General features: G+C 61.7%; 19 protein-coding genes. 10 read left to right on the top strand and 9 right to left on the bottom strand.

Features of this window, described 5'->3' with window-relative positions; all coding sequences use genetic code 11:
* Positions 1-52: 52 nt before the first annotated feature.
* The gene (locus tag A4A58_RS09505) at positions 53-1345 is read right to left on the bottom strand and encodes an adenylosuccinate synthase (RefSeq protein WP_068731276.1); all 1293 of its coding nucleotides are present in this window, start codon (positions 1343-1345) and stop codon (positions 53-55) included.
* Positions 1346-1818: 473 nt separating this feature from the next.
* Here A4A58_RS09505 and A4A58_RS09500 point away from each other — a divergent pair, with 473 nt between their 5' ends.
* The 4 genes from A4A58_RS09500 (at position 1819) to A4A58_RS09485 (ending at position 6181) form a co-directional block, all read left to right on the top strand.
* On the top strand, positions 1819-2340 hold the full coding sequence (locus A4A58_RS09500) for a FecR domain-containing protein (protein ID WP_068731274.1): 522 nt from the start codon (positions 1819-1821) through the stop codon (positions 2338-2340).
* Positions 2341-2362: 22 nt separating this feature from the next.
* The gene (locus tag A4A58_RS09495; RefSeq protein WP_068731272.1) at positions 2363-4249 is read left to right on the top strand and encodes a CHASE2 domain-containing protein; all 1887 of its coding nucleotides are present in this window, start codon (positions 2363-2365) and stop codon (positions 4247-4249) included.
* Between the two features lie 133 nt (positions 4250-4382).
* Positions 4383-5777 carry an HWE histidine kinase domain-containing protein gene (locus A4A58_RS09490; protein WP_158005666.1) on the top strand — a complete coding sequence of 465 codons (1395 nt, stop codon included), beginning with the start codon at positions 4383-4385 and terminating at the stop codon, positions 5775-5777.
* Between the two features lie 11 nt (positions 5778-5788).
* Positions 5789-6181 carry a response regulator gene (locus tag A4A58_RS09485; RefSeq protein ID WP_068731264.1) on the top strand — a complete coding sequence of 131 codons (393 nt, stop codon included), beginning with the start codon at positions 5789-5791 and terminating at the stop codon, positions 6179-6181.
* 8 nt (positions 6182-6189) lie between these two features.
* Here A4A58_RS09485 and A4A58_RS09480 read toward each other — a convergent pair whose 3' ends face one another.
* The gene (locus tag A4A58_RS09480; protein ID WP_068731262.1) at positions 6190-6381 is read right to left on the bottom strand and encodes a hypothetical protein; all 192 of its coding nucleotides are present in this window, start codon (positions 6379-6381) and stop codon (positions 6190-6192) included.
* 172 nt (positions 6382-6553) lie between these two features.
* On the bottom strand, positions 6554-6763 hold the full coding sequence (locus A4A58_RS09475) for a cold-shock protein (protein ID WP_068731259.1): 210 nt from the start codon (positions 6761-6763) through the stop codon (positions 6554-6556).
* 268 nt (positions 6764-7031) lie between these two features.
* On the opposite strand from A4A58_RS09475, the gene A4A58_RS09470 reads away from it, so the two are divergent.
* The gene (locus tag A4A58_RS09470; protein ID WP_068731258.1) at positions 7032-7733 is read left to right on the top strand and encodes a class I SAM-dependent methyltransferase; all 702 of its coding nucleotides are present in this window, start codon (positions 7032-7034) and stop codon (positions 7731-7733) included.
* A gap of 6 nt (positions 7734-7739) precedes the next feature.
* Here A4A58_RS09470 and A4A58_RS09465 read toward each other — a convergent pair whose 3' ends face one another.
* Entirely contained in the window at positions 7740-8651 is a 912-nt protein-coding gene (locus A4A58_RS09465; protein ID WP_068731257.1) for a PhzF family phenazine biosynthesis protein, read from the bottom strand.
* 266 nt (positions 8652-8917) lie between these two features.
* Between A4A58_RS09465 and A4A58_RS09460 the strand changes: the two genes are divergently transcribed.
* Positions 8918-9697, top strand: a complete 780-nt coding sequence (locus A4A58_RS09460) for an alpha/beta fold hydrolase (RefSeq protein ID WP_068731387.1) — start codon at positions 8918-8920, stop codon at positions 9695-9697.
* Positions 9698-9805: 108 nt separating this feature from the next.
* Positions 9806-11053 (top strand): cupin domain-containing protein, encoded by a 1248-nt coding sequence (locus tag A4A58_RS09455; protein ID WP_068731256.1) that lies wholly within the window; start codon positions 9806-9808, stop codon positions 11051-11053.
* Between the two features lie 50 nt (positions 11054-11103).
* Here the strand turns inward: A4A58_RS09455 and A4A58_RS09450 are convergent, their stop codons facing one another.
* The gene (locus A4A58_RS09450; protein WP_081421789.1) at positions 11104-12663 is read right to left on the bottom strand and encodes a serine hydrolase domain-containing protein; all 1560 of its coding nucleotides are present in this window, start codon (positions 12661-12663) and stop codon (positions 11104-11106) included.
* A 110-nt stretch (positions 12664-12773) separates the two neighbouring features.
* Positions 12774-13895, bottom strand: coding sequence for an HPP family protein (locus A4A58_RS09445; RefSeq protein WP_068731253.1), 1122 nt, complete (start codon positions 13893-13895; stop codon positions 12774-12776).
* Positions 13896-14098: 203 nt separating this feature from the next.
* Between A4A58_RS09445 and A4A58_RS09440 the strand changes: the two genes are divergently transcribed.
* The 3 genes from A4A58_RS09440 to A4A58_RS09430 all read left to right on the top strand — a co-directional run bounded on the left by A4A58_RS09440 (position 14099) and on the right by A4A58_RS09430 (position 15529).
* Positions 14099-14623 (top strand): carboxymuconolactone decarboxylase family protein, encoded by a 525-nt coding sequence (locus A4A58_RS09440; protein ID WP_068731252.1) that lies wholly within the window; start codon positions 14099-14101, stop codon positions 14621-14623.
* A 23-nt stretch (positions 14624-14646) separates the two neighbouring features.
* Complete coding sequence (ybaK, locus tag A4A58_RS09435; protein ID WP_068731251.1) at positions 14647-15120, top strand: Cys-tRNA(Pro) deacylase; 474 nt, start codon at positions 14647-14649, stop codon at positions 15118-15120.
* A gap of 118 nt (positions 15121-15238) precedes the next feature.
* Complete coding sequence (locus tag A4A58_RS09430) at positions 15239-15529, top strand: DUF3551 domain-containing protein (protein ID WP_068731250.1); 291 nt, start codon at positions 15239-15241, stop codon at positions 15527-15529.
* Between the two features lie 91 nt (positions 15530-15620).
* Here the strand turns inward: A4A58_RS09430 and A4A58_RS09425 are convergent, their stop codons facing one another.
* The 3 genes from A4A58_RS09425 to A4A58_RS09415 form a co-directional block, all read right to left on the bottom strand.
* Positions 15621-15806 (bottom strand): hypothetical protein, encoded by a 186-nt coding sequence (locus A4A58_RS09425; protein WP_068731249.1) that lies wholly within the window; start codon positions 15804-15806, stop codon positions 15621-15623.
* Entirely contained in the window at positions 15803-16915 is a 1113-nt protein-coding gene (locus A4A58_RS09420) for a PepSY-associated TM helix domain-containing protein (protein ID WP_244499715.1), read from the bottom strand. Before A4A58_RS09420 ends, A4A58_RS09425 begins: the two co-directional genes overlap by 4 nt.
* Positions 16916-17101: 186 nt before the next feature.
* Positions 17102-19465 (bottom strand): TonB-dependent siderophore receptor, encoded by a 2364-nt coding sequence (locus A4A58_RS09415; RefSeq protein WP_086937010.1) that lies wholly within the window; start codon positions 19463-19465, stop codon positions 17102-17104.
* Positions 19466-19616: the final 151 nt, after the last annotated feature.

Below are 19616 nucleotides of genomic sequence, written 5' to 3'. Positions count from 1 at the left end.
TCGACTCAATGTTGCGGGTGCATCAATTTGGAGGCTATCCGGTAACAGTTCGTTAAGCCTCGAACGGGTTTTGCACCAGAATAGTATCTTCGCGTTCCGGGCTCGTGGAAAGCAAAGCAATCGGGCAGCCCACCAGTTCCTCGATCCGGCGCACGTATTTGATGGCCTGCGCCGGCAGATCGGCCCATGAGCGGGCGTTTGCGGTCGGCTCTTTCCAGCCTTCGATGGTCTCGTAGATCGGCTCGATCCGGGCCTGGGCGCCCTCGCCGGCCGGTAGATAGTCGATTTCCTTGCCGTCAAGCTTGTAGCCGACGCAGACCTCGATGGTGTCGAAGCCGTCCAGAATATCGAGCTTGGTCAGCGCCAGACCATTGATGCCGCAGGTGCGGACAGTCTGTCGCACCAGCACCGCATCGAACCAGCCGCAGCGGCGCTTGCGCCCGGTATTGACGCCGAATTCCTTGCCGCGACGGCCGATCTCTTCGCCGATCTCGTTCAGCAGTTCGGTCGGGAACGGACCTTGGCCCACGCGCGTGGTGTAGGCCTTGCAGATGCCGAGCACATAGCCGACCGCGCCCGGGCCCATGCCGGTGCCGGTCGCTGCCTGTGCGGCCACGGTGTTGGACGAGGTGACATAGGGATAGGTGCCGTGATCGACATCGAGCAGCGCGCCCTGTGCGCCCTCGAACAGGATGCGCTTGCCTTCGCGGCGCTTGCTGTCCAGCAGCCGCCAGACCGCCTCGGCATAAGGCAGAAGTACCGGCGCGAATGCGGCGAGATCCTTGACGATATCGGCCGACTTGAATTCTTCGAGGCCGAGGCCGCGGCGCAGCGCATTGTGATGCGTCAGCAGTCGCTCGACCTTGTGCGGCAGGGTGGCGAGATCGGCGAGATCCATCAGACGGATCGCACGACGGCCGACCTTGTCTTCATAGGCCGGGCCGATGCCACGCTGGGTAGTGCCGATGGCCGTGGCCTTGTTGGCATTCTCTCTAAGCGCATCGAGCTCGCGGTGCAGCGGCAGGATCAGCGTGACGTTTTCGGCGACGCGCAGATTGTGCGGGCCGACATCGACGCCCTGGCCGCGGAGCTTGGCAACTTCATCGACGAAGGCCTGCGGGTCGAACACCACGCCATTGCCGATCACCGAGAGCTTGGACTGGCGCACAACGCCCGACGGCAGCAGCGCCAGCTTGTAGGTCTGACCGTTGATGACCAGCGTATGACCGGCATTGTGGCCGCCCTGATAGCGGGCGACGACATCCGCCTGATCGGACAACCAGTCAACGATCTTGCCCTTACCCTCGTCGCCCCACTGGGCGCCGACGACGACAACATTGGCCATTTGGCGCTAGTCCTCTGAAAATACACGCGTCGAAGCGTGATCAGCGCGGAAAACGGTCTGCCGTTTGCCGGATCACGCCCAGGCATCCGCCTAAACGCGGCCAATGATCTTGGTTACCCAAGTCTTCCAGGACGCTGTCTGCGATGCAAAACGGGAATAAAGGAAGCGCGGGGGGAAAACAAGCACGAACGCCCCGAAAATGGCCTCGTTAGCCTCATGCAAACCTTTGATATCCCCTGAAAATCCGGAGCGTTGTGGCGAGATTGCGGCGGCGCTCGCGGCCCGATTACTGAGAATGCCTCTCACTCTCACATGGCCGTGAGATGGGCCATACCGGTTGGATCTGCCCTCGTTGTGCCGCTGCGTTGCCCTATATGGGTACCTCCGAGCGCCAATCGCACCGCTCGCCCGCAGACGTTGAACGGAATCGCGCGCCGCCCGCCTTACCGATATGGCGTTCAGGAGTAACCAACATGACCCATTCAATCAGCCTGGCGGCGGCCATGGTTGCTGCGGCGTGCCTGTATGGCAGTGCTGTATCGGCGCAGCAGGCCAGCCCGGGCTGCACATCGCGCCAACCAACCGGCGGACCGCAAACCCTGCACTGCGGCGGCGTGACGATCATTGCTGAAAACGGCGCGCGTTTCACGCTGCTCGATCGCGACCGCAACGGCCGTGTCGACGGCGTCGACCTGCAAAGCAAGGCCGTTTTCATCGAGGCCCCCAAGCAGAAGGCCGGCAAAACCTTCGAGGTGATGACACCGCAAGCGATCGCCGCGGTGCGTGGCACCAAATGGGCGGTGGACGCCGAGGGCAGCAAGACCTCCGTCTTCGTCGAGACCGGTCGCGTCGGCGTCAGGCGCGTGACCGGCCCCGGCAGCGTAACCCTCGGCCCCGGTGAAGGCGTCGATGTCGATACCTCGGCGACGCCACTCGACATCAAGCGTTGGCCCGCGCCGCGCGTCATCGCATTGATGGCAAGGCTCGGGCGTTAAGCGGCCTGGATACGCGACGATGATGAAGGCCAGCAGATTGCAGACACCGCTCGCCATGGTCCTGGCGGGCGTGTGGGCGGCAGCGCTGGCCTTTGGTCACAACCGCGGCGATGTCGGCTTTCTCGACCGGTTAGAGGCGACGCTGACCGACCTGCGCATCCAGATCCGCGGCGTGAAGAAGCCGCCCGATCTCGTCACCATCATCGCGATCGACGATCGGATCGCGCGCGAACAAGGCAGCTATCCGCTGCCCCGCGCCACGCTGACGACAATCATCGAGGAGATCGCACGCTATAAACCGAAAGTGCTCGCTCTCGATCTACTGCTGGTCGATGCCGGCGCAGCAGAGAGCGATGCCGCACTGGCACAGGCGCTTGGCAAGACCAACACCGTCATCGCCGCGGCGGCGCTGTTCAGCGAGTCCAAACAGACCGTAGCCACCAAGGAGGCCGGGCCTCTCGCCGACCTACCGGTGGCGTCGGGATTTCTGCTGCCGCTGAAAGTCTTCGCCGATCAGGCCACGGTCGGCGTGGTCAATCTCAACACCGACAGCAGCGGCGTGCCGCGCTCGATGCCGATGCTGATGCGCTCGGCCGACCGCGTGATGGTGTCGATGCCGCTACGCGTCGCATCCGCCGCCTCGCGCGACGATGCTCAGATCGGCGAACATAATCTCTCTCTGGCGGGCAACCACATCCCGACCGATGTCGGCCATTTGTTGCCGATGTCTTTCTACGGACCGCGCGGCACCATCCGGACGATCAGCGCATCGGAGGTTCTGGCGGGCAAACTCCGCCGCGCTGATGTCGAGGATCGCGTCGTCGCCATCGGCGTCACCGTCAGCGGCGGCGGTGACTTCTTCTCCACGCCGTTCGACCCGGTGATGCCCGGCGTGGAGGTCGTATCCACCGCAATCACGCATCTGCTCGCCAAGGACACCTTGCTGCGCAATACATCCATCCGGCTGTTCGATGCCGGCTTTGCGATCGTCCTGGCGATGCTGTGCATCGCCCTGCTCGCATGGCGGCGCAATGCCGTCGGCCTCGTTGCGATCGTCGCCGTCGTCGTCTTGTGGGCCGTGCTCAACACCATCGCCTATGCCCATGGCATCTGGATGAGCGCTGCATTGCCGCTGGCCGCGGCTGTGCCGCCGGCGATGGCGTTCGGCGCGCTGCAGATCTGGAGCAGCCGGCGCAGCGTGCAGCGTTTCGCCGCCCGCAGCGACCTGCTGCGCCAGTTCCAGGCGCCGGGCTTGCGCGACTGGCTGATCAAGAACCCGGACTATCTGTTGCAGCCGGTGCATCAACATGCCGCCGTCATCTTCATCGATCTCTCGCGCTTCACCGCACTCAGTGAGACACTCGACGCAGATGCGGTACGCGAATTGCTGAAGTCCTTCCACGCGATGATCGACCAGGTGACCATCGCCCATGGTGGCGTGGTCACGACCTTCATGGGCGACGGCGCGATGATCCTGTTCGGATTGCCTGTGGCCGCCGATGACGATGCCGCGCGCGCTGTGCGCTGCTGTATCGACCTCACGACGCGCACTGGCACATGGATCGCCGGTCTTCCGCCTGAGATCGCCAGCCAGATCGGATTCAAGATCGGTGCGCATTTCGGCGAAATCGTCGCATCGCGTCTCGGCGGTGCCAGCTACCAGCACATCACCGCAACCGGCGATACCGTCAATGTCGCCAGCAGGCTCATGGAGGTCGCCGCGAGCCACGGCGCGAAGGTGGCCCTAAGCGACGACCTGCTGCGCGCCGCGGGAGCGGACTGTGCGGTGCGCGCAACGGGGGCGTTGAGCGGCCCGACCGAAGTCCAGATCCGCGGCCGCAGCGGCGCGGTCAGCGCCTGGCTCTGGTCCGACGAAAGCGCAGCGCAAGCGATGTCGCCAGTCGCGTAAATGCCATTAGTTTGCAGCGGTCTCCCGCTCGTACTGGAACTCGCATTGAGCTGGGACGTTGCCGCTACGTTCTGTTACCCTACATTTTGCAGCCGTGTGTTGCGTCATCGGAGCCGCAGCTCCCGAGGTATTCGTGGATCAATCGCTAGGCCCCGTTCCGGACTCCAGTTCATTCTTGCGCAGCCTGCTGGCAGCATCGGGCGACTGCATTAAGGTTCTCGATTTCGACGGCAACCTCATCTTCATGACCGAGGGCGGCCAGCGCATCATGGAGGTCACGGACTTCGGCGCCATCATGGGCTGCCCGTGGCCGGACTTCTGGCAGGACCAGGGCAATATCGACGCCAAGGCTGCGGTGAAAGCCGCGCAGGACGGCGGCACCGGTCACTTCCAGGGTTTTGCCACGACGATGGCCGGCACACCGAAATGGTGGGATGTCACCGTCACCGCCATTCCGGGTCCGGACGGGAAACCGCATCAACTGCTTTCGGTGTCGCGTGACATCACTGCCTCACGTGCTGTCGACGTCGCGCTGCACGCGAGCGAAAAGCAGCTGCGACTGGCGCTCGACGCCGCCGGCACCGGTACCTGGGATTTCGACCCGCGCACCGGCGTGCTGCAATGGGACCGCCGCTGCTACGAATTGTTCGGGCTGGCCTTCGACAAGCCGATCTCGTTCGACGTCTTCCTGCAGGGGCTTCATCCTGACGACCGCGACATCACGGAGAAGGCCTGCCTGGATGCCATGAAGCTGGACGGACCGCAGGCCTATGACATCGAATACCGCACCATCGGCCTCGATGACGGCATTGAGCGCTGGTGCTCGGCTAAGGGCAGAGCGGAATTCGAAAACGGCGAAGTCAGTCGCTTCATCGGCACCATTCGCGACGTCGGTAAACTGAAACGTGCCGAGACACAGCAGCAGTTGCTGACGCGCGAACTCGAGCACCGCATGAAGAACACCATGGCCATGGTCGGCGCCATCGCCAGCCAGACGTTCCGGACCGCCGCGACCAAGGAAGATGCGCGCACGATCTTCGATGCGCGTCTAGCCGCACTCAATCAGGCGCATGACATCCTCACGCAATCGAACTGGACCAGCGCGTCGATGCCGACGGTGATCGATGGCGCGCTGACGCCGCACCGCACAGGCGAAGGTCGCATCCGCGTTTCCGGTCCCGAAGTGGAACTTACCGCGAAGCAAGCAATGTCGCTGTCGCTGGCGCTGCATGAACTCGCAACCAATGCTGCAAAGTATGGTGCATTGTCCGTTCCGGACGGAACGATAGATATCGACTGGGCTTGTCACACCGGCAGCGACGGGCCGGCGTTAGGTTTCGCGTGGCGCGAATCCGGCGGCCCCGTCGTGGCGCCGCCGACACGACGCGGATTTGGCTCACGACTGATCGAAGGTACGCTATCAGCCGACTTCGGCAGTTCCGTCAAAATCGAATTCTTGCCCGAAGGGCTCACATGTCGGTTCGAAACCAGATTGACCGATCTGGCTTCGGTACCCGACGAAAGGTGACACCAATTTTTATGGCATCACTCCAAGAACTCAACGCACGTGACATACAGCGGCCCGCCGTCCTTATCGTCGAGGACGAGCCTCTGCTCCGCATTCACGCGGCCGACATCGTCGAGGAAGCCGGCTTCATCGCTATCGAGGCCAACAATGCCGACGAAGCCGTGCGAATTCTCGAGAACCGCAACGATATCGTGCTGCTGTTCACCGACGTACAGATGCCCGGCAGCATGGACGGGCTGAAACTGGCCCACGCGGTGCGCAACCGCTGGCCCCCGATCAAGATCGTCATCGTGTCCGGCCATTTGCAGGTTGCGAAGAACGATCTGCCTCACGACAGCCGCTTTTTCGGCAAGCCGTTTGAGACGACGAAGATGATTGCGGAACTGCGCGCGTTGATCGGCTAGAGCCGGCGCTATTGGACGGATTGCTCGCCCACGATGGCGCGATCGATGGCGTCGATCACGTTCTGAATCTCGACAAACTTCATGCGAGCCCTTTCCGCATTATCGCGATTGAAGGGCGCCGCCAGCACTTTCGCGTGCGTATCACGTTCCTCGATCATTCGCGTACGCGCCGCCTTGAGCGTATCCAGACGTTCAATCATCTTGATCGATCCTCATATCGGACGCTGAAATCAGGCGTATGATCATGCGTATAGCATGAAGCCCGCCGGTGATTCACCGACGGGCTTCAGTCATTCAAAATCTATAAGACGACGCAAAACTTGTTGGTCGAGAAATCCCAGTACATCCGTGGAAATTTCAGGACCTTCAAGCTTAGATCGCGCGGAGATCTTCCGCGCTGGTCTTGCCGCGCATCTTGTCAGCCTTGGCTTCGAAAGAAACCTTCTGGCCTTCATTGAGCGAACCCAATCCAGCGCGCTCGACTGCACTGATGTGAACGAACACATCCTGGCCGCCGTCATCAGGCTGAATGAAACCGAAACCCTTGGTCGCGTTGAACCACTTAACTGTACCGACTGCCATAACTATTCTCCAAGATGTGCGAATGCGCGAGCCCTACGCAACATCGCGTGAGCCCGATCCGATTTCAACGATGTCTTGGGGAATGGAGCCGATTACGGCGCGGTCAACAAGCCAGAGCATATATTCGAATAAACGCAATATAGGTGATTTCAGCCGAATTACAAGGACAATGATTCCAGAGCGTGTTTCACGAGTGTTTACAACGGTGAACTTCAGATCGAGGCTGGCTGCGGAACTCTGATTTACCGTTGCTACAGTGGGCGCGCGAATGGACAGATCGAGGCGACGCACACCGGTTCTGGCCGAACTTCGCTTCGCCGAGCGACGCTGCGAATTCGACGGGCTCGATCTCACTACGCGTTTCGAGCTGATCTATCGCACCAATCTGTGGGGCGCTGAAAAATCGCAATCCGGCCTCGGCTCCGAACTCGACGCAACAACGTCACTCCGCCGCGACCTCACGCAATTGCTGCGGCGATTGCGGGTGCAATCCATCCTCGATCTGCCCTGCGGCGATTTCACCTGGATGGCGCGGATGGACCTCGGCGGTATCCGCTATCTCGGCGCCGATATCGTTCCGGATATCGTGGCGGCCAATGCCGCGCACTATGGCAATGCAGGCCATATCGATTTTGCCAGACTCGATCTTGTCAGCGATCCCCTGCCCGCTGCCGATCTGGTGTTGTGCCGCGACTGCCTTGTGCATCTGTCATTCGCCAACATCCACCGCGCCATCGCCAATCTGAAACGCTCCGGCACCCACTGGCTGCTGACCACGACATTTCCCGACGCATCAGCCAATCGCGATATCGAGGACGGTGACTGGCGCGTACTCAATCTGCAGTACGCACCGTTCCTGTTTCCTGCTCCCTTAGCCGTGATCAACGAAGGCTGTACGGAGGCTGGCGGCGACTATGCCGACAAGTCGTTGGCCCTGTGGCGCGTGGCCGGTCTGCCGGGCAATGCGTGATTCAGCTTACAGGTCGATACGGCCCTGCATCACCGGCACGCAACGGCCGGAAATGCGAACGCTCTCGACATGTCCATCACGCTTCCGCACCTCGACCTCAATAAGGCTGCGGCGCCCCATCTCAACGCCCTGCTCGATGGTGATGCCACAGACCGTATCGCGGCGCGGATCCAGACTCACCAGATAGGCCGCGAGCGCCCCAGAGGCGCTCCCGGTGGCCGGATCTTCGGAGACGTTGTCGAGCGGCGCGAACATCCGCGCACGCAGGTGATCGAAACCATCGCCGGTGCGGACATAGATGAAGGTCGAAAAACGATCGTCACGAGACCGATGTTTCCGTTCGGCCTGCTCGAAGACCACTGCGTTTGGTTGCGCGGACGCCAGCGCATCGAGACTGGCGAGTTCGGCCACCGCGAAAGGCAGACCGACGGACACCATGCGCGGCCCGTGCGTTGACGTGACGATGGCATCGGGTGCGAGTGATATGCAGGCGGCCATCATGTCACGATCAATCTCACCCTGCATCGTGAGTGGCTGCGGCGCGACGAAGCCGGTGCCGACAATCACGCCACCATCGCGCAGCAGATCGAGATGGACGAGGCCGGCTTTCTCCTCGAACACCATGTGATCGCTGGTGGGCTTGCCAAAGATCGTGCCCCGACGGCCGAGTACATAGGCGGTGCCGACATTGGGATGACCGGCAAAGGGTATCTCGTCGGTCGGCGTGAAGATGCGAACGCGTGCAGTATGCGCGGGATCATCCGAGGGAAACACGAAGGTCGTTTCCGAATAGTTGAACTCGGTGGCGATCTTCTGCAGCAGCGCATCGTCGATGGCGCGCGCATCGGGAATAACCGCGAGTGGATTGCCGCCGAAGCGCGTATCCGTGAACACATCCACGGTGACGTAGTCGATCATCCTGCCATCCTCACCATTCCGTTATCGCCGGGTTCGCCGGCGTAACAGTCGCGCCGGAGCCGCGTACCGTAACAATAAACCTAGGTATGACGGCCGCACACCACCGTCCGATTCACCGCGGCCTCGCCATCCCATAAACCAGATTGTGCCACGCCGATCGACTCTCTTCGAGCTGACCGACGCGAACACGTCAAATGCGCATCCATTCTTCCCTCATCCCTCCGGCCGAGACAATCGCCGGGCAACCGAATGGTGATACCATGCTGATGAATTCCCTTTCCAAGACGACATTGCGTGCAATGCTGACGGCAGCCATGTGCCTGCTGACGGCGCCGATGGCGCAGGCCGCAACGGCAGCGCCCGTAAAGGCGAAGAATGTGGTGCTGGTGCATGGCGCCTGGGCCGACGGGTCGAGCTGGGCCGAAGTCATTCCGCGCTTGCAGGCGGCCGGCCTGCATGTCACGGCCGTGCAAAATCCGCTGAGCTCGCTGGAAGACTCCAATGCCGCGACGCGCCGCGCGCTTGCCTTGCAGGACGGCCCGACCGTTCTGGTCGCGCACTCATGGGCAGGCACCGTGATCAGCGACGTCGGTACCGATCCGAAGGTCTCGGCGCTGGTCTATATCGCTGCCCGTGCGCCGGATGCCAACGAGGATTTCGTGGCGCTGTCCGGCAAGTTTCCGACGGGCGAGGTGCGCGCCGGAATCCAGACCCATGATGGCTACACGCAGCTCTCCGAAGACGCTTTCCTGAAATATTTCGCCAATGGCGTTCCGCGCAAGCAGGCCGAAGTGCTCTATGCCGTGCAGGGATCAACAGCCGCATCCATCTTTGCCGGACGCACCACGGCGGCCGCCTGGCATGACAAGCCGTCATTCTATGCGGTGTCGAAACAGGACAAGACGATCAATCCCGATCTTGAGCGTTTCCTCGCCAAGCGCATGAATGCGACGACCATCGAGCTCAATGCCGGCCACCTCTCGCTGGTCTCGCATCCCAAGGAAGTCGCCGACCTGATCCTCGCTGCGGCAGGCGTCAAGAAGTAGCCAAGCGACGCCTTACCAACGATGCGCGTCGGGTGTCACGCGGCGCGCATCTCTCAACCTCGATCCGAAACGCAAGACGCGCAACGCGTCGCAACAGGAGGGCGTCCCATGTTCTCACGGAGAGATCTCATGGCAGCAACAGCATCGGGCATCGTGATGACCGCCGCAGCATCGGCACAGGCCGCAACCTTCGGCAATCCGGATCTGCCGCCGCAGGGCGCGGTCAATGCCAAGGGGCCGAACAATCTGAGCGATCCCGGCCCGCAGAATCCCGTCATCGCCGGCCAGTTTCCATCATCGCAATTGCCGCCAGCGACCGATGTCGGCGGCATGGCGCTGCCTTGGGCCACGTTCAACAATGCGCCGCGCCGCATCCAGAACGGCGGCTGGGCACGGCAGGTGACGCAAGCAGACTTTGCGATCTCGACCACGATCTCGGGCGTCAATATGCGGCTCACCGCCGGTGGCATCCGTGAGATGCATTGGCACCAGGCCGGCGAATGGGCGATCATGACTTACGGCTCGTGCCGGGTGACCGTGCTCGACAATCAGGGCCGGCCTTATGTCGCCGACGTCAGCGCGGGCGATCTCTGGTACTTCCCCTCCGGTGCGCCGCATTCGCTGCAGGGCCTCGGCCCCGATGGCTGCGAATTCGTGATCTGTTTCGATGACGGTCAGGCCAACGAGTTCAATACGCTGCTGCTGTCGGACTGGATTGCGCATACGCCGCCGGAAATCCTCGCCAAGAATTTCGGCGTGCCGGTCGAAAGCTTCGCGAAAATCCCGCTGCAAAATCTCTGGATCTTCCAGGGCACGGTTCCCGGTTCGCTCGCGGCCGATCAGGCCTCGTCCTATCGCGACGCGGATGTCGCGCTCTATCCGTTCACCTATGCGCTGGGATCGTCCAAGCCGGTCAAATCGACACGCAACGGCGAGATCCGGATTGCCGATACCAGCAACTTCACCGCTTCGGCGACGATCGCGGTGGCGCTGGTGACAGTGAAGCCCGGCGGCATGCGCGAGATGCACTGGCATCCGAATGCCGACGAATGGCAGTATTATCTCGCGGGCCGCGCGCGGATGACCCTGTTCAATTCCGGGCCGAACGCCACGACGATGGACTTCACGCCGGGCGATGTCGGCTACGTCAAACGCAACTTCGGCCATTATATCGAGAACACCGGTGACACCGACCTGCAATTCATCGAGGTGTTCCGCACGGCGCATTACGAGGAAGTGTCGCTCTCCGACTGGCTGACGCACACACCGCCGACTCTCCTCGCACAACATCTCAACGTGGCACCGGAAGTCATCGCCAAATGGCCGCGTCAATCGCCGGGCATCATGCCGCTCTGACGTTGCAAGACCGCACGGGAGGTCTCAGGACTTCCCGTGCCTTTCGGCGATCAACCGCCCGACTGTCCGTCGATTGCGACATCGACACCTTCAAAGTTCTTGCCGCGAAGACTGACCTTGTCTCCATCGAATGACAGCGTCCATTTCCGCGATAGCTCGCTCGCGCCGATATTGATCCGCTCGACTTCGAACGCATGATCATCCAGCCACCGTCCCTTCACGGCAAGCGGCCCATAGGGTGTGTCCTTTCCCTTGCGATACAGTCCGTCGAGCCCGATAGGGCCGCTGATCATCTCAGGCGGCCGCGCCGAATTGCGGCTGTAGAGTTCGAAATCATAATGCGGGTTCGGGCCGACCAATGTCAGCGTCAGCGATTTCACGCCCAGCGGATTGCGGGCGAACGCATAGGTCTTGCCAGAGATCGTCGATGCGATCTCTGGCGTCGGTCCTACCTCTGACGGCTTCTCTGTCGATATGGCGCGGATGGCGCTCGCCAGTCGTTCTGTGCCGGCCGTGTCCGGCTGTATTGCAGTCTCGGATTTGATAGATGCCGCGATGGACGGCAGGAGAGCCGTCACGGCGCAGCCGTTTCTGCCTGTTGTCACCGCCACGAGATCCAGCGCTGGATAGACCACGATCAACTGACAATGATAGCCACTCGCCCAATAGACGTTGCTGTCGGGAAGAGCCCAGAAGAAATTCGAATAACGCCATGCCGGAGCAAATGAGAGGTGCATGTCCACCGTGGCGTGGTTCACCTTGTCTATCCAGTCCCGCGGCACCAGCGGTTTACCCTCCCACTCGCCATTACGCAGATAGAGATAGCCGAACTTCGCCATATCGCGCGGGTGCAGCGCCAGACCGTATCCGCCGGTCGAGACGCCCTGCGGATCGCGCCTCCATTTCCATGCCGTGATACCCAGCGGGCCGAACAGCCTCGCCTTGGCGTAATCCTCCGTGCTCATCCCCGTTACCTTGGTGAGGATCGCGGACAGCATATGCGGATTGCCGCTATTGTAATTGAAGCCGTCTCCGGGCGTCGCGGCCATCTGTCGATTGAGGATGAACTCGATCCAGTTCCGGCTTCGCTCCATGTCGATCACCGACAGCGGTGGTCCTTCGCCGAGCCCTTCCTCCCACGTCAGTCCGGAGGTCATGTCCAGCAGACCTTGAAGCGTGATGGCTTTCTTTCTGTCATCGAGGTTGAGGATGCTGCGCTCGCCGAAGAATGGCAGCACCGGCTGATCGGTGCCCGTCAGCAGACCATCCTTCAAGGCGAATGACGTCAGCGTGCCGATCACGGCCTTGGTGACGGAGTTGACCACGTGAGGCATGTCCGCGCTGTACGGCGCGTAATACGCATCCAGTACGATCTTGCCGTGGCGCACGATCAGAATGCTGTCCATGCTTTGACGAGCACCGGACTCAACCAGCCTGGCGAGCGCTGCCGGGTCCACGCCCTGCTCTTCCGGCGTCGATGTCTGCCAGCCCTGGGTAGGCCACACGACGGCCCGTCCCTCCTCTGCGATGACGCCCGCACTGCAAAACGCGACGGCGAACATGCCGAGGCCGAGCACAAGCTTCAGAACGGGAATTCGTGAAGATCGCATGACAGCCCCGCTGTGAGTATTAACGCTGCGCGAGAACCATATCTCCAGCTACAGATTGTTCAACCGAATTGCACATCATTCCGTCCGCGGACTTGCAGGTGCGCGATCCCTTACACGGCAACAGGAACAAGCTTCGCGACGGCGCTCAGCAAATCGGTCTGGGTGATCAGCCCCTGAATCATGCGGTCCTGATCGACGATGATGACGGCGTGCGTTCGTCCATCGGTCAACGTCGGCAGCAAGGTCACCGCGGGCGTCAGCATCGCTGCCGTCGCTGCGGGCGACATGGATTTTCCGACATCGCCCGATTCTTTCATCAACTCGCGGAGGCCGACCGTTCCGACGAGCTGTCCCTGCATGCCCAGAACGGGGAGCGTGCGGACATTGTGCAAGAGCAGCCGCGAGCGGGCGAGTTCAGCACTATCCCGCAATCCAACCGTGACGACATCGCGCGACATGATGTCTCCGCACAGGATCGTGCCGTGCGAGCGCAACATGGCTTGCAGTTCGACCTGCCGCAGCAACGTTTCGAGATCGTCGGGGCTGATATCGAAAGTCTCGCTGAGTGCTTCCAGCGCCTTGTCGATATCCTCGGCACCAAAGCCGACCCGCAGCTCCGGGCTGATATCCGATGTCTGATGCGGATTTGCTGATGGCACCGGCGCCCTGTGAGGATAGGTCCGCCGCGAGATCTTGTGGAACAGATAGCCGAGCCCGACCAGAAGCACCGAGTTCAGGCCAACGGGCACGAATGGAAACAGATATCCCGCCGCGGTCACGACGGGCCCGCCGATGATGACCGTCAGCGCCGTGGCGCCGCCGGGCGGATGCAGGCAGCGCGCAAAGGACATCGCGGCGATGGCGAGCGATACGCCGAAGCCGATCGCCAGGATCTGATCGGGCACCACATGCGCGACAGCGACGCCGATCAGAGCCGAGATGGTGTTACCGCCGATGATCGCCCAAGGCTGGGCCAGCGGACTGGTGGGAACCGCGAAGAGCAGGACAGCGGAAGCGCCCAGCGGCGCCACGATCAGCGGCAGGCTGGAGCTGTCGCCCAGCACAGATCGGCAGATCAATCCCGTGAGCACGATGCCCAGCAGTGCACCCAGGCAAGCAATCATGCGCTCGCCAAGCCGTGCCCCGGCCAGGATGGGGACGAACAGCCGAATACCTGTCTTGCGAGAAGAAACGTCGCTCGAAACGTCCTTTGGGTCTTTTCTTTTTGTCATTGAATCGGGACCAGCGCGCGGCTCTGCCAGAATGGCGGACGCCCCTTTGATCACTATGTGCAGGCGCCTGCAATGTTGAATACGACACGCGGGCCTGACGATCGCGATCTGGCAGAGCTATCCCTGCTCGGCTACAACGGCACGGCTATTCGCCCGAACACGCCCCATCAGGAGGGCCCGACGGCGATCTCAAGGGAGGACCCATGGCCCGCATCGACTACAGCGATCCCGCCGCAGCCAGCGAACGCACCCGCGAGATCCTCGGCAAGAACCGCAATGCCAACATCTTCCGCATGATGGCGCATTCGCCCAGCTACCTCGAACAATATTGCCGGCTCGGCGGCGCCATCCGCAACAAGGGCGAGCTCGATCCCGTCATCCGCGAACTGGCGATCACCCGCACCGGCATTCTCTGCGAGGCGCCCTATGAAGTCGCCGCGCACAAGCGCATCGGCGGCTATGTCGGCGTGTCAGACGAACAGAACGCTGCGCTGGAGAACTGGCAGGCGGCGACATGTTTCGATGACACGCAACGCGCAGCGCTGGCCTTCACCGACGAGATCGTCGCGCTGCATCGCCCTACCGACGCGACCTTCAAGGCGATCGCAGCCAAGTTGACGCCGGGCGCGCTGGTGGAATTGCAGCTCTCGGTCGGCTTCTACATCATGACCTCGAAATTCCTCGAAAGTTTTGCTATCGACATGCAGCCCGTGTCCGAGGTCGTCTGAATTCACCACTGCTTGAGCAGCCCATGTCGAAAACCACCCGTGCCACGCAGACGCTGAGCAAGCTCGGCGCCGCGTTCACCCTGCACACCTACGACTACGATCCGAACGCCGAGAGCATAGGCCTGCAGGCAGCGGAGGCACTCGGCATTGCGCCGCAGCGCATGCTGAAGACGCTGATGGCCGAGGTGGATGGCAAGCCGGTCTGCGTCGTGGTGCCCTCCGACAAGGAGGTCAGCATGAGGAAGCTGGCCGCGGCGTTTCGCGGCAAGAGCGCGAAGATGATGCGCCCGGCCGATGCCGAACGCATGACCGGTTATCACGTCGGCGGTATCAGCCCGTTCGGACAGAAGAAGCGCGTGCCCGTCGCCATGGAACAGGCGGCATTGTCGGAAAATACGATCTATCTCAATGGCGGCCAGCGCGGGCTGCAGATCGAGATCGCGCCGGAGGCCGCACGGGCAGCGCTCGATGCGATGGCAGCCACACTGACGGACTGATGCGCATCACCGCTGTTTGAAGCTTGGATATGCCGGTGTGATCACGACGCGCTGTCGCAGGCGGGAACGGCGATGTAAGCTGCGCATTATCGATTTCAGACCTCAAGGGAGAATCGACATGCGCTCAATCCTGACAGCAGCTGCACTTCTGGTCGTGATGGGCGCCACGCCCTCCATGGCCCGCGAATATCCATGGTGCTCGCGCACCTCGGCCACCGGCTTCAATCCGAGCTGTACGTTCACCTCCTATAACCAGTGCATGGCTACCGTGAGCGGCCAGCGCGGCGACTGCATGCAGAACCCGATGCTGGCCTATGGCGACCAGCGCCGCGGGCAGAGCCGCGCGATGCGCGGTCAGCCCAACGACTGGGACAATGGATGGAACAATAACTGGGATCGCCGCTGGTAGCCTCATTGGCCAACGACGGATTAGCCGAAAGCGGAGTCCGTCGTTGGCCTTACTATGCCGGGGACGTGGTGGATTGCGTTTCGCTCATCCGTCACTTCCGGCAATACGCCCACACCACGATCGCGATCGGCAGCCCGACGCCGAACCACGCAAAATAGCGGCCGGGATCGCCGGCGAGCAGCGCCGACAGCAAGCCTGCCAGCGATAAGACGCCGATGACGATCGGCGCGCCGAACACGCGCCACCAGTTCGCCCTGCGCTCCCGCACCTCGCTCATGACGATGGCCCGATCGCTGCCGTCACGCCGGCAGACAGCCGCGCGCCGCGCCTGACCTTGCTGCGCTTTACCGTCCACAGATACAGCCCGCTGCCGAGCACGATGATGGTGAACACGGTCAGCAGCGCCCAGATGATCTTCAGCGGCATGCCGCCATAGTCGCCGAAATGCAGCGGCTGCGAGACGAGCACGGCTTTCAGATAGGTCGGCAGCTCGCTGGTGTCGGACACATCACCTGTCTCGCCATCGAGCAGCACCGGCTTCACCAGTCGTGACGTCAGCGGTGTATCGCCACGTAGGAAGACCGCGAAGTGATGCGTCGATGTGAACGGCGTGCCGGGGAATGCGATGAAGGCTGGATCCATGCCGGGCGTCGTCTTCATGGCATTGCCGACAACTTTGTCCAGCGACGCCAATTGCGTCGGCGTCGGCTTGCCGGCATAGGGCGCGGCCATGGCGGCCAGTTCATTGCGCTGCCAGATGCCGAGCATGACTTCGGCATAGGCGTTGATAACACCGGTGCCGCCGACCACCAGCGCCCACACGATGGTGATCACGCCGAGCAGATTGTGCCAGTCGAGCCACAACACCCGGCGCGATTTCTGTTTGCGGATCGCTGCGAAATTCAGCCGGCGGGTGAACGGCCAGTACAGCACCACGCCGGAGATGATGGCGACCATGAAGAGGAAGCCCATGAGGCCCATGAACCACTTGCCGGGAAGCCCGAGATACATGTCGGTATGCAGCCGCAACATCACCAGCATCGGGCCGGTGCCGAGCAGACCAACCGGCTTCGCCGTATAGGCATCGAATGCCTTCACCACGGTGGTCTGCGGATCAGAGGTCACCGACGCGTTGGTGAAGGTCGAGACCATGCCGGGCTCGTCCTTGTCCCAGGCCATATAGAGCAACACACTGCCGGGATGATCCGCGATCGCCGCGCGGCCGATGGCATCCAGGCTGAGCTTCGCCGCACCGGGCGCATGCACGTCCATCTTCGGCGCATAGCCGAGCGCCTCGTCGATCTCATGATGAAAGATCAACGGCAGGCCGGTGAGGCACAGCAGCAGCAGGAAGACGGTGGAGACAAGGCTGGTCCATTTGTGGATCAGCGACCAGATGCGAGCCGTACGCGCTTTCAGGGGATCGATCCTTCTTCATTCGCCAGGCCGAAATAGCCAATGTCGTCCCCGGCAAACCGGAGACGACATTGGCTGATCATTTTGACGTGGCGACCATGCGGCGAGTGGGACGTGCAGCGACCTATTGTCGTGCTGTCCCGATCGCCCGTACCGTTACCACTTGTAGCCGATGCTGCCGGTCACGCGGCGGCGATCGCCGTAGAAGCAGGCATTCGCGGACGAACAGTTGGCGACGTAAATTTCGTCGGTGACGTTGTTGGCATTCACAGCAAACCGCCAGTTCTGCCAATCATAGTGAACGGCGAGATCGCCAAGGGTCCGCGACGGCACGGAGAGCGTGTTGATGTTATCGGCGAATGAGCCACCGACGTAGCGTACGCCGCCGCCGAAACCGAAGCCGCGCAGGATGCCATCCTGGAAGGTATAGTCGGCCCAAGCTGACGCCAGCTGACGCGGTGTATTCGTCGGAACCTTGCCGATGATCGTCGCGTCGCCGTCCTTGCTCACGAAGAGATTGTAAGTCGTGAACGAGCCGACAACCTTGAGGCCCGGCGCGAGATTGGCGACGGCCTCTAGTTCGAGACCGCGCGACGTCTGCTCACCGTTCTGGATCGACTGCAACGGGTTGAGCGGGTTGGTGGTCAGCACGTTCTGACGCTTGAGGTCGAAATAGGCAAAGCTGAAGTGACCGTCAAAGCCAACCGGCTGATACTTGACGCCGACCTCGGCCTGCTGGCCGGTTTCCGGCAGCAACAAAGTGCCTGTCGAGAAATTGAGTCCGACCACGGGATTGTAGCTCGTAGCATACGATACGTAGGGCGCCAGACCGTTGTCAAAGTTATAGATCAGGCCGGCCCGACCGCTGAACTGGCTGTCGTCGCGGGAGAGCGTCGATCCACCCCCGCCAAGGTCGAAGCGGGTATTACTGACCCAGTCGTTACGACCGCTGAGAACGAGGGTGAAGCGATCGAGCTTGATCTGATCCTGCAGATAGAGACCGAGCTGGTTCTGCGTCTGACTTCCGTCGCGATAGTTGTTGAAATCAGGCGCCGACCGGATCTGCGGCAATGCTGCGGAATAAGTCGGGTTCAGTGCATTGATGTTTGGATAAGCGGGGTTAGTGCCCTGCGTGTCGTTGATGGAGTAGGTCTTCAGGTCGAGGCCGAACAGCGCGGTGTGGCTCAGAATGCCGGTGGTGAAGCGATACTCCACCTGGCTGTCCAAGGTGCCCTGATCGGCGATACCGCGCGTGGCGAAACCGTAACGCTTCAGGTCGCCGGTCGCGACGTTGGCGTAGCTGTTGCCGAACGCCACGCCGTCACCCACGGTGATGCCCGTGTAGTTTACGTCGACATGGGCATAACGCGCGTTCTGGCGGAAAGTGACATTGTCCGACATATGATGCTCGAACTGATAGCCGAGCATTTCCTGCTCGCGCTTGAAACTATCGGTGCTCGGATCGCCGCCGTAGAAGCTGGTGGGAATACGCCCGAACGGCGCGTTGGTGACGGTGCCGACGTAAGGCAGGAACTGGGCCGGACGGGTCTCGTTGTAGGAGGCCGAGCCGAGGATCGTCAGCGTGGTGTCGACGTTGGGTTTCCAGGTCAGTGACGGCGCGATGAAGTAGTTGTTGTTCGGCGTGAAGTCGGTCTGCGTGCCACCGTTCTGCACCTGGCCGACGACGCGCGTGTAGAGTTCGCCATTGCCCGGCGCCAGCTTGATCGGCGTGTTGATGTCGAAACCGAAATAGGCATTGCCGTAATTGTCGACGCCGGTTTCGACATAACGGATCGGCTCGGCCCGCGGCATCTTGCTGACGACATTGACGAGGCCGCTCGGGCTTGAACCACCATAGAGAATCGACGACGGACCGCGCAGGATTTCGACGCGCTCCATGTTGGCGGGCTGCAGCTTCCAGCTCGCATAGGACGTGTAGAACAGCTGCAGGCCGTCGAGGAACACGCTGTTGTCGTCGGACTTGAAGCCGCGGATCAGGAACCAGTCGTTGCGGAAGTCCGCGCCAAAGGTACCAGCTGCAACACCCGGCACATAGCGCAGGACGTCATCGAAGCTACGGGGCTTTTGATCGCGGATCTGCTCTGCGCCGACGACGGAGATCGATTGCGGCGTTTCATTGATCGGCGTGTTGGTCTTGGTGCCGGTCGAGCTGCGATTGGCGACGTAACCCTGGATCGGACCGCGCGGGCTTTCCACAAACACGTTGGTCCGCGGCGGCTGCACGGCGCGCGGCGCAACGGCGGTGCGGGCGCGCGGCGTGCGGCTCGGTGCGGTCGTCGCACGGCGTCGCTGCTGATTGGGCTGATTGACGACCACAGGCGGCAAAGGCTGCGCGCCGCTCTGCGTGGAACTGGACTGCGCCAGCGACGTATCGAGCGTGACGACGCTGAGTGCGCAGACCGACGACAAAAGCGCGAAACGCGACAGACGAATGGTGTTGTTCAAGATGATCCCCAAAGTCCCATCCGCATCGACATATTCGATGATGGATGCCCTCATATGATGGATCGGAGTTAGAGGGACGGCAGCGTCACCGCCAATAGAAGCGTTCCAAACAACAAGCATTCTGCGGCAGTGTGACATCACTGCCGCAGATTTTAATGATTCTAAATCCAGCGGATATTTTTCTCAGCAAGATGCAGCCAAAGCG

Origin of the sequence: Tardiphaga robiniae (assembly GCF_001618955.1) — a bacterium.
Taxonomy (GTDB): domain Bacteria; phylum Pseudomonadota; class Alphaproteobacteria; order Rhizobiales; family Xanthobacteraceae; genus Tardiphaga; species Tardiphaga robiniae_A.
This window is presented reverse-complemented; position numbering and strand designations above follow the sequence as displayed.

Bases quoted from the DNA above. Each gene is read 5' to 3' on its own strand.
- A4A58_RS09505 (WP_068731276.1), bottom strand. From the start codon at position 1,345: ATGGCCAATGTTGTCGTCGTCGGCGCCCAGTGGGGCGACGAGGGTAAG.
- A4A58_RS09500 (WP_068731274.1), top strand. From the start codon at position 1,819: ATGACCCATTCAATCAGCCTGGCGGCGGCCATGGTTGCTGCGGCGTGC.
- A4A58_RS09495 (WP_068731272.1), top strand. From the start codon at position 2,363: ATGAAGGCCAGCAGATTGCAGACACCGCTCGCCATGGTCCTGGCGGGC.
- A4A58_RS09485 (WP_068731264.1), top strand. From the start codon at position 5,789: ATGGCATCACTCCAAGAACTCAACGCACGTGACATACAGCGGCCCGCC.
- A4A58_RS09480 (WP_068731262.1), bottom strand. From the start codon at position 6,381: ATGATTGAACGTCTGGATACGCTCAAGGCGGCGCGTACGCGAATGATC.
- A4A58_RS09475 (WP_068731259.1), bottom strand. From the start codon at position 6,763: ATGGCAGTCGGTACAGTTAAGTGGTTCAACGCGACCAAGGGTTTCGGT.
- A4A58_RS09470 (WP_068731258.1), top strand. From the start codon at position 7,032: ATGGACAGATCGAGGCGACGCACACCGGTTCTGGCCGAACTTCGCTTC.
- A4A58_RS09465 (WP_068731257.1), bottom strand. From the start codon at position 8,651: ATGATCGACTACGTCACCGTGGATGTGTTCACGGATACGCGCTTCGGC.
- A4A58_RS09460 (WP_068731387.1), top strand. From the start codon at position 8,918: ATGAATTCCCTTTCCAAGACGACATTGCGTGCAATGCTGACGGCAGCC.
- A4A58_RS09455 (WP_068731256.1), top strand. From the start codon at position 9,806: ATGTTCTCACGGAGAGATCTCATGGCAGCAACAGCATCGGGCATCGTG.
- A4A58_RS09450 (WP_081421789.1), bottom strand. From the start codon at position 12,663: ATGCGATCTTCACGAATTCCCGTTCTGAAGCTTGTGCTCGGCCTCGGC.
- A4A58_RS09445 (WP_068731253.1), bottom strand. From the start codon at position 13,895: ATGACAAAAAGAAAAGACCCAAAGGACGTTTCGAGCGACGTTTCTTCT.
- A4A58_RS09440 (WP_068731252.1), top strand. From the start codon at position 14,099: ATGGCCCGCATCGACTACAGCGATCCCGCCGCAGCCAGCGAACGCACC.
- ybaK (WP_068731251.1), top strand. From the start codon at position 14,647: ATGTCGAAAACCACCCGTGCCACGCAGACGCTGAGCAAGCTCGGCGCC.
- A4A58_RS09430 (WP_068731250.1), top strand. From the start codon at position 15,239: ATGCGCTCAATCCTGACAGCAGCTGCACTTCTGGTCGTGATGGGCGCC.
- A4A58_RS09425 (WP_068731249.1), bottom strand. From the start codon at position 15,806: ATGAGCGAGGTGCGGGAGCGCAGGGCGAACTGGTGGCGCGTGTTCGGC.
- A4A58_RS09415 (WP_086937010.1), bottom strand. From the start codon at position 19,465: ATGAGGGCATCCATCATCGAATATGTCGATGCGGATGGGACTTTGGGG.